We start from the raw sequence: 13,208 nt of genomic DNA, 5'->3' as shown, positions 1-13,208 counted from the left end.
TATATTGGTATTGAAATAGAATCGATCACTAAAATAGCGGTAAAAAATATCTGGCTTAAAAAGTTGAATTAAGCACCGATGGCGAAGCGCATGAAACCCGTCTTAACCCTTGTTATTCCAAGTAACCGTTAACTGGTATTCATCAATAAATAAAGCGGGGAGGCACACATCCTGTATCAGACAGGATGTATTTTTTTTCTGACAGATTTAATAAAACTAAAACTTAGAAACTTACCTTGTTTATAAGTTGCAACCGTTCCGCCTGTGCAGGATATAAATCAGCTGTCCATGAATGCAGGTCGCTGCTTTCGATTGATATCGCACTAAAATCATTCTGTAGCATACTAAGTTTTACAAGGTAGACACCGGTCATCAAATGCTTATCAGCATTGTATCTTTATGTAGCGCAATGGTACCAACTCAGGCTGACGATAAAGCTTTTTAAAAACTATTTCATTGATATGTCTTCTTCCTGAATTTGATTTGAATATATTCAAATCGGTTATTTTTAATTAAGAAACATTTCATCTACAAGCAGCAACTTTCTGTCTTTTTTATCAACATGCGGTTTGGCAATTATCTTAAGACAAGAAACCGTAAGCGGCTTGAAAGATACTTCCATCGTCTTTAAAAGTTTATCCTTCTTTTTAGGAAGTGGTGGCTTGATGGATGCTATTAATTTTAATTGCTTTTCATTTTCACCACCCCATATTTCTACTATATCCGGAGGATAAATACCGGTTTCTTCTTCCACCATAAAATGCAATCCAAATGAAGACAAGGTAATCGGTTTATTAAAAAAAGCTACGAGCCCCAGATCATTGCTGCGTGAACCGGCCCAGAAGTTGGCCCAGGCAGGATTGTTGGCACCCATTGCACCCAGCCTTGTGTCAAAAAAAGTATTGGCGCCTTCTGCCTGGTGATTGCCGTTTAAGGGATACAATAGCCGGACACTATCGGGGATAAAAGTATTTTTTAGAAAGTCAAATTCAGCTATATCACTGCTAAACCATCCTGCTTTATATGCTTTGGCTTTTATTTTTGTATTCTTGCTGATGATCGTATTATTTTCAAATATTGGTGCATGAATACTGTCGGGTTCAGTACCATCTAAAGTATAGCGTATTTCCACTCCTCTTATGGGATGTCTTAATAGTACTGCAATATTTTCTCCAAAAACCAGTGTATTGTTTTTTACCTGTGGCGAATTTAATTTCAACGTATCCATTCCATCGTTACTAAACCCTGCAATAAATGTAATGTCTTTAAAAGCATGTTGTAATGCTATAATTTCCTGCACAGAAATACCCGTGTTCCAAATGGAAATTGTTTTAAGTTTTCTTAATGCAACTAACTTTTCTTTCAGTCCGTTATAAGTAATCCTGGTTCCGGAAAGTGAAAGGGTATGTAGATTCTTCAACGAAGTAAGGGCGTTCAATCCATTGTCGGTAACGTCCGAAAAATTGAGATCAAGCCGGCGCAGATTTTCAAATTGGCTGATCGATTTCAGGTCTGCATCCTTTACCGGAAGTTTATTAAGATTGAGTGAAACAACCTGTTTTTTAATTTCAATCAGTTCTTCCAATTGTTTTATAGAGTATGCATCCCGGTTATAAATATTTACATCAAGTGCAGGCGATTGTTTTGCAAAATGCGCAATGGTTCGGTAGTTGGTGTTTAGTTTCGTGATCGTTTTTTCGTCTGCAGCGGGAAACCCGAATATAGCAGAAGAATCTATAACAGGGTATAATAAGGCTGTTGCCATTAACCGTAGTGAGTCGTTTACCGTTAATGCAATTACCTTTTTATTAAAACCAGTTTCTTCATTGATCCACAAAGAAAGTAATGCAATTTCTTCACCGGTAAGCTGAGGTTTCCCCGATGGTGGCATGTGCTTTTCTTCATCCAGTGAAAGATGCACACGTTCCAGTAATAAACTGATGGCTGTGTTGCCTGGCACAAATAATTTTCCCGATTTTCCACCCTTCATTACACCAATGCTATCTGTCAACGCCAGTTCACCTTTTAATTTATGCATGTTGTGGCAACTAACACATTTCCTTTCTAAAATGGGTTGAATAACATCGGCAAAAATAACAGCGGTTTCTAAAGGCACCGTTGCTTTTGTAAATGTAGCGGTGATGGGTTGCATAATAAAATTGTCTCCATGGGTTAACGCGGCACCATAATGGCCCGTCATTATAAGCACACCCGCAACTATCAACGCATTGACACCCGCAATCCGCATGTTATACCATTTTTTATTTCTTAGCCAGTAAATAAGGGAAGCAATAAAAAAAAGTGCTGCCCCCATCCACTTGTGCCATAGCAGGGTATCGCCGGTATAGCCTTCTTCGCGGGATAGAAACAGACCCATGATAACTGTAATGCCGGCGAGCAATGTTCCTGTAAGTAACAACGACCGGGAAAAATTAGTATAAAAAGTATTTGCGTTATTGCCCGGGCGAAAACGAAAAAAATCCATCCCTAAAGCGAGGAGCAGTATCACAATCGGAAAGTGAAGCACCAGTGTGTGCAGTCTGCCCGCAGGTTGTAACCAGTAAGGCAGCACTAATTTGTTGGTAAATAATACCAGGAACAGGATAAAAATATTGAAGATTATTAAAATCCGTTCTCCTGCTTGGGTGAGTTTAGCGTTCATTAAAATATATGATCTGAAGGATAAAGGTGTTAAGATAATTTAGCTGATGATATCACGGATTACTTTTCCTGAAACATCGGTTAGCCTGTAACGGCGGCCAAGGTGTTTAAAAATAAGTTTCTCATGATCCAATCCCAATTGATTTAAAACGGTGGCCTGAAAATCATGAACATGCACAGGGTCTTTTATAATGTTATAGCCCAGTTCATCTGTTTCGCCATACACAATGCCGGGTTTAACACCGCCACCAGCCATCCAAATTGAAAAACAGCGGGGATGGTGATCCCGTCCGTAATTATCTTTTGTAAGTGTTCCCTGTGTATAACTGGTACGGCCAAATTCGCCACCCCATATCACCAATGTTTCATCAAGTAAGCCACGTTGTTTTAGATCGGTAACCAAGGCAGCCGAAGCCTGGTCCACATCTTTTGCCTGGTTTGTAATTTCAAAAGGAAGATTGCCATGCTGGTCCCATCCCTGGTGATACAATTGCACAAAGCGTACGCCGTTTTCAGAAAGTTTGCGGGCCAATAAACAATTGGCTGCAAAAGTACCGGGTACCAAACAATCGGGGCCATACATATTTACAATACTGTCTGGCTCCTTTGACAGATCCATAACTTCCGGCACGGCAGTTTGCATGCGGTAAGCCATTTCATATTGTTTTATCCTGGTTGTTATTTCAGGGTCTCCAAATTGTTTATAAGAAAGCTCATTTAACTCAGAAAGATTATCTAACATATCTCTTCGCTCACTCCTGTTCATTCCATCCCGCAGGTATAATACAGGATCTTCCCCTTTACTAAATTGAACACCCTGATGAACAGAATCTAAAAAACCATTTGACCATAGTTTTGAATAAACGCCTTGACCGTTACCAATACCTCTTGAAAGTAAGACCGTAAATGCCGGCAGATTTTTATTTTCATTTCCTAAACCATAGCTTAGCCAGGAGCCCATGCTGGGGCGGTTACCCTGTTGTGCTCCTGTTTGAATAAATGTTAAGGCGGGATCATGATTAATAGCTTCTGTGTACATCGATTTTACAATGCAAAGATCATCCACAATCTTTGCAGTATAAGGTAAAAGATCGCTTATCCATGTTCGTGATGCTCCATATTGTTTAAAATCGACGAACGAACCTACCAGCGGAAAGGAGGCCTGATTAGCCGTCATGCCGGTAAGCCGCTGTGTACCCCTGACAGAAGGAGGAATTTCCTTCCCGGTCATTTCACGCAGCTTAGGTTTATAATCAAACAACTCCTGTTGCGCCGGTGCTCCATTCTGAAATAAATAGATTACCCGTTTAGCCTTGGGTGCAAAATGTGGAATGCCTGGGGGAAGACCGTCTTCATCAGCACCGCTGCCGCCAAAGAGATCAGGCATCAGTAAAGATCCAAGTGCTACACTTCCAATGCCCAAACTCAGCGTGGAAAGAAAACGCCGCCTGTTAAAATTGAAGCCATGTTCCAAAATTTCTTTTTCCATGTACAGATATTTAAATGTTTTGCAAGCTGTAATTTTTCATCGGGTACATAATAAAATGTCGCCTTAGCAAGTGGGCGGCGGGAACAGCTACCACGACTCACCCCAGGTCGGCGTCGCCACAGACCAAATCACAAACGACCAATTTAAATGTACCCTTTGCATTACGACTTTGTTATAGTTTCCTCCAGGTTATAAATGGTTGATATCACCCTCATCATTGCTGCCAGTTGTTTTATATCCACTTTTTTAGTAAGCGGATACTCGCCTACAGCGAGCGCTTTTTGAGCTATTGGTTCACTTAAAGTATTTACTTCTTTATTGTAATAATTGGTCAGTACTTCCAGCTCCTTTTCAACCGGCTTTCTGCATACGATTAACCTGAAAGCTTTAGTGATTTTATTTTTTGTGTCGCTTTTTTCCTGCAACAATTTCGCTGCCAGTACTCTGGAGGCCTCCAGTACCGTTGGATCGTTCATCATTACCAACGCCTGTAAAGGTGTATTGGTTCTCAACCTCCTCATTTCGCATATATCCCGGTTGCTGGCATCAAAAATAGCAAGCGAAGCTGGAGGCACTGTTCTTTTAATTAGTGTGTACATGCCCCTCCGATAAAGTTCCGTGCCATGGTCCTGCATGTAAATAGATAACAAGCCGCGACCAGAAGTTGCGCCTTCCCATAAACCCGCAGGCTGGTAAGGCTTCACACTTGGACCGCCAATACTGTTATTGAGTAACCCACTGCTTGATAGTACCAGATCCCTGATCAGTTCTGCGGCAATGCGATACCGTGGTCCCCTGGCCAGCAAAATATTATCCGGATCAATTGCCAGCTTTTCCTTTGTAACTATTGCAGATTGCCTGTAGGTAGCAGATGTAACCATTTGTTTTACGAGGCGCTTGATGTCCCAGTTATGCTCTATAAAATCAACGGCCAGCCAGTCAAGCAAAGCGGGATTGGAAGGAAGTTCTCCCTGCATTCCAAAATCTCCGGAAGTTTTTACAATACCTCTGCCAAAAAATTCCTGCCACAATAAATTTACATACACCCTCGCCGTAAGCGGATTGTTTCTATCAAATAACCATTTAGAAAGGCCCAGCCTGTTTTTTGGCAAGTCTTTATTAAAAGGCAAGATTGCTGCCGGTGTTCCTGGTTCTACTTCATCGCCCGGGGCATCGTAATTGCCCCGTTTAAGGATATGTGTTTTACGGGCCGTATCAAGGTCACCCATTACAGATACGATGAGTTTTCCGGTATCTGTTTTGTTGATAAAAGTAAGCACCGATTTTACATCCTCACTCGTAATCTGCATCAATGGCTTTTTTGCATAGGTTTCAGGACCACCAATAACAGATTCAATACCTACCTCTTTTACACTATTAAAAAAAGCGAACATCTGGTAATACTCTTTCTGTGAAAAAGGATCGTACTTATGATCGTGGCAATGCGCACATTCAAGCGTAACACCCAGCAACCCTTTTCCAAAAAGGTCATTGCGGTCAGTTACGTACATCGTTCTGTATTCTTCCGGTATAACGCCGCCTTCTTCTGTTATTTTATGATTGCGGTTAAACCCTGTTGCCAGTAATTGTTCTTTGGTTGAATTGGGCAACAGATCACCCGCCAGTTGCCATGTTACAAAATCATTGTAGTGCATGTTTTCATTAAATGCATGGATCACCCAATCACGCCATGGCCATTGTGTTCTATAGCCGTCATCCTGGTAACCGTGCGAATCGGCATATCTTGCCAGATCGAGCCAGTGCAATGACATTTTTTCGCCATAGGCTGGCTTTTGAAACAGCTGATCAACCACTTTTTCATAAGCGGCAGAACTTGTGTCGGCCAAAAATTTATCCATCATTTCTACCGTGGGCGGCAGGCCGGTAAGATCAAGACTCACTCGTTTTAGTAATCGCTCTTTATCCGCTTCTTCATTTGGAGAGAGACCATTTTTTTCCTGGTTGGCAAGTGTAAAATAATCAATCTCATTTCTTGGCCATTGCGTCTTGTTAACCTTTGGCAACGTCGCTTTTTGTGGTGGCACAAAAGCCCAGTGTTTTTCATATTTGGCACCTTGCTTTATCCATTTGCCAATCAGGTCTATTTCGTGCTGTGTTAATTTAAGGTGCGAGGAAAGGGGCGGCATCATAATCGCGGTGTCTTTTGAACTGATCCGCAAAAATGCTTCCGATAGTTCTGGCTTAAACGCTACCAATGCATGCGCAGCCGGGTTCTCTTTCAAGGCCGCAAAAGCGCTGGCTGCATCGTCCATTCTTAAGCCTGCTTTTCGCTTATTGGCATCAGGCCCATGACAAGCCGAACATTTGTCGGACAGAATTGGACGAATATCAAAATTATAGCTAACCGAATCAGGTAATTGAGTAGAGGCCTGCAAGCCTTCGTATTTACTGTGCAAGCTTCGCGACAACAAGAAGAGTAATCCACCAAGCACCACCATCGCACAAATTATTTTCCAGGGAAATTTCATAGAGATACTATATGGGTTTTAGTTTTTTTGATGAATTGAAAATACGAAATTTTTCTCAGTTACCTTCCTATTTTAGATTTATAAATCTTACAGAACCGGTAGTTGTTTCTGTATAGACAAGTTGTTGAATATTTTTTTGATATTGATTATTGTTATTCAGGTATTTTATGGATAGTCAGATAAATATTGTCTTTTATTTTCGTCCGGTCTTTTCCAGTTACCTCTAATCGAAGCCTAACAGTTTGAGCCGGTCCTAATTCTGGAATTTGCAGTAAAATTGATTTCCCATCCGGGGAAAGCACCACACCATTCACCACCAGTTTATCCGTGCCTTCCTTCCCTTTTTCCCGGATGGAATAATCAGCCGAACCATAATTGCTAGTCCATTTGTAATTCCATTGTGTTATGCTGTAGTTGGCGGTATTTTTTACAAGGTTTTCATCTAATGGAAAATTAAAAGTCAATTGAATGCCACCCTTTACAACAGCAACATCTTTTATGAGATGACCATCACCACCTTTGTACCTGATGCGGCTAAGCACACCATATTGAACGGCCTGCGCATCATCCCAGCCTGTGAGTCCGGTTACATAAACCTGCTTATCGGCAGGATTTACAGCCGCACGCTGGATACCGGCATCCAGCTGAAAGGGCAAGGCAACCATTGCACCCTGGGTAATTTCATTCACTTTTTGTGTCATAAAATAATAGGCCCAACCAGTACCATAACTAGTGTGCAGGAATTGGTTACCATACGGCCCCCAGGAGGCATCAGTCCACACACCCCCTCCCGGCGAATTATCAAACTCCTGTGGCAACCAGATTACTGGCGGATAAAAACTTTCAGGTACTTTAACGATTTCCGGACTGATCACATCATTTACCAGTTGGTCTTTGGTAAATATTCTGCCATCGGGGCTCCATTGCCCGCCACTGGTAAGGTTTGGTACATACCCGTAGTATGCACCTTTTTCTATAAGATTGATCTTATTGGCCGGCATCCAGTTGCCTTGGTTATCACTCACAAAAATACGGTCATCAGGTGCCACAGTAACCCCATTGTTCACTCTAAAACCCGTAGCTAAACTTTCGCTTTTTTTGCCATCAGGCGATATTTTCATCAGGTTACCAGGATCTTTATTATCGGTGTACTCACCTGGTTTGGCATAATAAAAATTTCCTTCCCGATCTGTTTCAAGACTGAAATTAAATGCATGAAAAAATGAAGAGATATCTTCATCGGCAAAGAAATTCTCATAGAAATCGGTTTCTCCATCTGCATTCAGGTCATGCAGCAAAACGATTCCATTGCGGGTGGTGACATAGATTTTATCCTGCACTATTTTTAAACCCATCGGTTCAAATAACCCGGTGGCGATTCTCCGCCAGCGAATATGTTCCAGGTTATCGTCGATGCCTTTAGCTTCCCATACATCGCCGGTATAGGTGCCAAGTAAAAGGGTTCCATCACTTTTAAAACCCAGGCAGGTCGGCCTTATCCAGGCATTATAGGCGTTGTTGAATGGCAATGTAATATTGTCGATGGTATAGGGATAATCGGCAGGGATACTCACCAGCTTTGTCTTATCATTGGCTTTTGCATCTTTACGAAAGGTTGGATCAATATGGGCCCGGTTAGCATTTAGCACACCCTTTGTCTCTGTTATTTTTGTCCATTGAGGCTTACTACCTTTGGTCATATCTGCAAGGTTTGGAATAATTTTATTAGTATTCCTTGAAGTGATATAGGAAGAGAATGAGGTTGTAGCCTGCTTGTTCTTTGCCACAAGTTTTAAAACCTGCACCGCTTGGGATACTGCACTCCCCGGTATGGTAAGTACAATATTATTCATAACGTCAACAGATAAGTAAATTCCAGGTGCGCTAGTCACTATGGCGATATTTGAGAAGTTCCGAGTATTGCCCGGATTAGTTGTATCATCTTTTGACAGATGGCCGACTATGAGTTTTTGAGAGGATGTACCAGGTGTAACAGATAATGTTTGCGCCAAAACGATATTTCCTGCTACAGTCAGGGCTTCTGGCAATTCAAAAACATCCCGCCCACCTATGGCATAAGAGAGGATTACTTTTTTATTAAAAACATAGTGACCATGATAATCGAGGAATGCCTTGGGAAGCGGAGACCTTACGCCTGTTGCATTTTGCAGACTGTCCAGTTTATCGTTATAAGTCCATTGCCAGCAATCAATTTCCTTCAGTAGCTTACCTTGTATTACCGGCTCACCTTCACCGCGATATTTTTTGTATTTGGTGGCCGCCAGGTTAAGCTCACCCTGCCATGCTGCCGTGATGCCCATACGAAGCAGATTATAACTTATTTTTATCTGATTGTCCAGTGTAATGGTAAATGCTGAAGTTGTATGGTTTTTAAGTTGGGAATGAATAGCTGTACCATAATTACTGTTGTGGTTAAGGAACCAATCCTGTCCATATTTCTGATATCCTTTCAGGGCCTGGGTTTTTGTGATCGCTGCCTGTTCATTTGCTGAAGTGGTTGTTTTAGGAAGGCTGGCGAGGTATTTTTCTGTGATGGTGAAGTATTGAGCCGGATTAGCTTTCTTCATAAAAGTTTCCCGGATATACTGAATCACATAATATCTTTCAGCAGATGATAGCCAGGTTTGCGGTGCCATCAATCCAGCACCGTTCGTAACAGTACGCCACATCTCGTACGGCTTATTACCAAAGTGTAAATTATCTTTACTAAATGACCTGGCTTGTGGGTAAGATGAAGTGCCGTTTGCACCATGGCAGGCCAAACAGGAACTTTCATAGATCCGTCGCCCCTTTTCGAGTGTTGTCTTGTTTAAACTGCGCAAAACAGTCGCATGATCTATATCCGTCGGGAAATAGCTATTGCTGCTTCTCCAACAAATAATCAATAAGACCACTGGAAGTAACAAGTAGAACTGTTTTTTCATTTGGCTAACAATTTAGCGGTGCAAGTTAAAATCTGCAAGCGTTTTTTTATTTATAAATTGAAACTGCATCGTTTAAAGCTTCGTTAGTTTTACTAATTAACAGCAATTTAAAATGAAATATTTTCTTATCTGTCCTGCCTTGTACTGATCTCGTTTTATATTTCTATGATTAATAATGAAAATATAAATTGATGAGTAGCCCATTCGCCATCTAGAAGTTGTATATCATATACAATACCACACAGAAAAGATTTTCATGGCTATAAACAATTATTGATATTTTAGAATTGGTAAAAATAACAAAACTTTTTTTACTTATAAAGAAGCTCTTAATGTAAGCCTGAATGGTATTTCGGTATGGTCTTTCGAGTTAGATAAAATCAATTGTGCAGCAACTATTCCCATCTGTTAAAAATCTGTAGCGTTGACAGTAACTATTGAAACCTCATAGCCGCTTCACTATACGTTTGGCTCTTACAGACGCACCTGTTGCATCCTTCACCACCCTGCTCCTTAGAGCAACGCAGCATGCAACCGTTTTGATAATGGAGATTACCCTTCCGCCCATCGGGGTGCCTGCTCTTATCTCATAGACAGCTTCGCTGGACGCATACACAAATATTTGCAAAAGCAAGGCTGAACGATGTAATTTTCGGCTTTAGTTCTTTATCAGCTCTAGTTCCCGCTTGACATTAATAATTTAGCTTTTAGTTGCTATCTTCAATTTCAGTTTTTCAATCAGCTTTTGTTCCTGGCTGAACGTTCAATGAATTCCCTGCCTTCCAAATACTCAACATTGTGTTCAATAAAATGAGAACCCTAATTTCCATTACTATCATTCTGACAATTTTTGCTTGTAACGAAAGACATGCCACTAAAGAAATGGCAACAGAAGACCTAAAATACTCAGCATTCTAGTGGCACTTCAATGACCATACAAAAAAAAGGGAATTTTATTTAGACCACTACATTAACATCAAAAAAAATGGAACATACGTTTTAATGCGACACGATGATTGGATGGGTAAGCCAATATATTCAAACGGTTTTATATACAGCAGTATCCTTAATTTAATTGACACTATATTTTTAAAGAGTAAATACAAACCTGATTATACATTTGACATAGAAAGACTTGCTATTTATGATGGATTAACTTATTGTTTGGATTACAAAATTGACGGTAGACAAAATAAAGAAATTCAATTCATTCCTTCAAATAGTCCTGACCATCTGACATCACTTGGCTCCATACTTGACACAATAATATCAAAAGCAATTCAAACAAATTTGGACACCATATTTCTTGAAACGTATAAAGAAAGGTTGATCGAAATTAGTTTACCTAATTTACCTCCTTTGTCATCACCGCCTCCTCCAATCAAGAAGAATCAAAAAAGATTTAACCAATCACATTATAAGCATTGAGAAATTTACTGCACACACGTCGGGTAAGCAAGGGGATTTTCACCCCAGGCTCCTTACGGAAGCGTACGTAAACGGCTCGATTCATACGGCGCTGCAAGATGTCCCAAACAATTGGTAAACCTGTGTTTCCCAAATTATTTGAATGAACATTTTAATCATCGCTTGCGCTTGTTTTATGTTCTCCCATTTTTATAGCTTGGGTATCCCTTCGCTCCTTCCGGCTTTCCCGGCTATCAACACTACTGTGGATACATCCGCCTTTGCTGTGGTTTGTGAAGCACTATTACCGCTTACGGATGCTCTGCTTGCGGCCATATATTCAATACCCGTTTGTACGTTCTGGACATCGGTGCTTCAAACGGTTTTACCCGGGCTTGCATATTCAACAACAGCAATTTCTCCAGTTCCCTGCCTCATCCGGCCTGTGGCCACCTTCTCCAAAGGAAAAGGACAGCGGATGAATTGCAATGCGCCTGTCTGTAAGTACCGCCCGCTTTATGCCGGATGCAGTTAACGGCCACCCTGCAGCCAAATCCTGGCGGCCATTGACAAAAATATCCGGTAAAATTGTTCTCCGGTTAAAAAGAATTTACGAAGCCATTCGCTGTGGGCTACTAGCCTGCACTTATAAAACAGGAATTTTAAAAACGAAGGTTCAAATAATATTACCACAGCCAAAAAACACACCTGAAATAGCCACCAGCATAGAACCGCTGCCAGGCTAAGCCATGTAATTTATTTTTTTGGATACTAACCAGTTAAAAATAATTGTGCCAGTAATAACTACTGTTTATGCCAGACACATAAAATTGAAGTTTACTTTTGTAAATAAACTTATTTTAGTTGTATTGATCAATCCAATGTGATATGAAATTCTGTTCTATTTTAATATTGTTATGCCTGCTGTTTCAAACTAGTGTAAAAAGTCAAAATGAATGGGCTTTAAAAAAAGATAAAAACGGCATTAAAGTTTTTTCAAAAAAATCAGATAAATTTAAATTTGATCAGTTAAAAGTTGAGTGTGTGCTGGATGGCAGGATATCGCAACTGGCTGCCGTTTTGCTGGATGTAAACAACCACTACCAGTGGGTGTATAAAACGTCTAAATCGCAATTACTAAAAGAAGAAAGTGCCAGTCAGGAATTGTATTACAGCGAAATTGACTGCCCCTGGCCATTCGAAAACCGCGACCTTGTTATAAGAATGAGTATCGTGCAAAACACCCTCACTAAAGTAATGACCATTGAAGCAAAAAATGTAAATGATTATGTACCCGACAAACACAATCTTGTAAGAATAAAATATTCAAACGCCACCTGGACCGTTACGCCTATCAGCGATTCGCAATTTAAAGTGGAGTACAGAATTGAAGTTGACCCAGGTAATGGTGTACCTGCATGGCTCCTGAATTTATTTGCTAGCAACGGGCCCTATGAATCATTTGTAAACCTGCGAAAAAGAATGAAATTACCACCTTATGCACACGCAAAATTTCCTTTTATAATTGATTAATAAAATGCTGTGCTCAATAAGACTTTGAATTTTACTGGATTGTATATTGTATTCACCCCCATTTAATTATTTGATCTTGCACAACAGTTTTTCGTTTTGCCTTTTTTATATTTCGTTTTCTTTGTCTGCTTATAATTGGTCTCACTGAGGTCGTTATTAAGTTTCTTTATTTTTTGCAGCCTATCTTTTTGCGCTGTCAAACCATTCAAATTTTTGCCGGCTTTCTTTACTTTATCTTCCTGTTTTTATCTGCGGTTATCATCTTCTTTATTATTTTTTATAGAAAATAAAACCCGAAAACTCCCACCCTTGCAATACCTTTTGTAGCACTACTTACCGCGTTCATGAGCCATTTGGATGCACATGGTGCAATGCCGGTTTTGTAATTATCCATAAAACAATACTGGTGTTAATATCTATCCTTTTCTTTTATCCGCCTTAATATACTTATCCAGCAGGCTCCTGTTAATTTCAGGTATCGGTAGATTTTTTAAAGCTGGTAAGTGTATCAATTTAAATACCGGCTGCAGCTTTTTATAGCATCATCGTCAGACTGTGCAAAAACTAAAAATTGCGGTTTAAAAAAATTTTTTTCGTCCTGCAACTTGTTTTTAATTTCATTACAGGCAATCTGCCAGTCCCTATTTTTTAGGCTGCTATGCCTGTTGATATCATTTGCCATCT

At 40.3% G+C, this 13,208-nt stretch carries 9 protein-coding genes; 3 read left to right on the top strand and 6 right to left on the bottom strand.

From position 1 onward, the window contains the following. Positions 1–508: 508 nt before the first annotated feature. From H7254_RS18145 to H7254_RS18125, 5 genes are all read right to left on the bottom strand, one after another. Positions 509–2,662 carry a c-type cytochrome domain-containing protein gene (locus H7254_RS18145; RefSeq protein ID WP_301934313.1) on the bottom strand — a complete coding sequence of 718 codons (2,154 nt, stop codon included), beginning with the start codon at positions 2,660–2,662 and terminating at the stop codon, positions 509–511. A gap of 39 nt (positions 2,663–2,701) precedes the next feature. After that, positions 2,702–4,150 (bottom strand): DUF1501 domain-containing protein, encoded by a 1,449-nt coding sequence (locus tag H7254_RS18140; protein WP_301934312.1) that lies wholly within the window; start codon positions 4,148–4,150, stop codon positions 2,702–2,704. 161 nt (positions 4,151–4,311) lie between these two features. Next, complete coding sequence (locus tag H7254_RS18135) at positions 4,312–6,639, bottom strand: PSD1 and planctomycete cytochrome C domain-containing protein (RefSeq protein WP_301934311.1); 2,328 nt, start codon at positions 6,637–6,639, stop codon at positions 4,312–4,314. A 152-nt stretch (positions 6,640–6,791) separates the two neighbouring features. Then, positions 6,792–9,584, bottom strand: a complete 2,793-nt coding sequence (locus tag H7254_RS18130; protein WP_301934310.1) for a DUF6797 domain-containing protein — start codon at positions 9,582–9,584, stop codon at positions 6,792–6,794. 445 nt (positions 9,585–10,029) lie between these two features. Then, entirely contained in the window at positions 10,030–10,218 is a 189-nt protein-coding gene (locus H7254_RS18125; RefSeq protein WP_301934309.1) for a hypothetical protein, read from the bottom strand. Positions 10,219–10,586: 368 nt separating this feature from the next. Here H7254_RS18125 and H7254_RS18120 point away from each other — a divergent pair, with 368 nt between their 5' ends. After that, entirely contained in the window at positions 10,587–11,012 is a 426-nt protein-coding gene (locus H7254_RS18120; protein ID WP_301934308.1) for a hypothetical protein, read from the top strand. A gap of 189 nt (positions 11,013–11,201) precedes the next feature. Here the strand turns inward: H7254_RS18120 and H7254_RS18115 are convergent, their stop codons facing one another. Beyond that, entirely contained in the window at positions 11,202–11,327 is a 126-nt protein-coding gene (locus H7254_RS18115; protein ID WP_301923900.1) for a hypothetical protein, read from the bottom strand. A 152-nt stretch (positions 11,328–11,479) separates the two neighbouring features. On the opposite strand from H7254_RS18115, the gene H7254_RS18110 reads away from it, so the two are divergent. Both H7254_RS18110 and H7254_RS18105 read left to right on the top strand, forming a co-directional pair. Then, on the top strand, positions 11,480–11,737 hold the full coding sequence (locus H7254_RS18110) for a hypothetical protein (RefSeq protein ID WP_301934307.1): 258 nt from the start codon (positions 11,480–11,482) through the stop codon (positions 11,735–11,737). A gap of 142 nt (positions 11,738–11,879) precedes the next feature. After that, on the top strand, positions 11,880–12,524 hold the full coding sequence (locus H7254_RS18105; RefSeq protein ID WP_301934306.1) for an START domain-containing protein: 645 nt from the start codon (positions 11,880–11,882) through the stop codon (positions 12,522–12,524). The last annotated feature ends 684 nt before the right edge of the window (positions 12,525–13,208 follow it).

Origin of the sequence: Ferruginibacter sp., from assembly GCF_014377975.1 — a bacterium.
Lineage (GTDB): Bacteria > Bacteroidota > Bacteroidia > Chitinophagales > Chitinophagaceae > Ferruginibacter.
The sequence above is the reverse complement of the archived record's forward strand: the minus strand, read 5'-3'. Positions and strand labels throughout refer to the sequence as shown.

Excerpts from the sequence above, each read along its gene's own strand:
- H7254_RS18105 (WP_301934306.1), top strand. The coding sequence starts at position 11,880 with ATGAAATTCTGTTCTATTTTAATATTGTTATGCCTGCTGTTTCAAACT.
- H7254_RS18135 (WP_301934311.1), bottom strand. The coding sequence starts at position 6,639 with ATGAAATTTCCCTGGAAAATAATTTGTGCGATGGTGGTGCTTGGTGGA.
- H7254_RS18110 (WP_301934307.1), top strand. The coding sequence starts at position 11,480 with ATGCGCCTGTCTGTAAGTACCGCCCGCTTTATGCCGGATGCAGTTAAC.
- H7254_RS18140 (WP_301934312.1), bottom strand. The coding sequence starts at position 4,150 with ATGGAAAAAGAAATTTTGGAACATGGCTTCAATTTTAACAGGCGGCGT.
- H7254_RS18120 (WP_301934308.1), top strand. The coding sequence starts at position 10,587 with ATGCGACACGATGATTGGATGGGTAAGCCAATATATTCAAACGGTTTT.
- H7254_RS18115 (WP_301923900.1), bottom strand. The coding sequence starts at position 11,327 with ATGGCCGCAAGCAGAGCATCCGTAAGCGGTAATAGTGCTTCACAAACC.
- H7254_RS18130 (WP_301934310.1), bottom strand. The coding sequence starts at position 9,584 with ATGAAAAAACAGTTCTACTTGTTACTTCCAGTGGTCTTATTGATTATT.
- H7254_RS18145 (WP_301934313.1), bottom strand. The coding sequence starts at position 2,662 with ATGAACGCTAAACTCACCCAAGCAGGAGAACGGATTTTAATAATCTTC.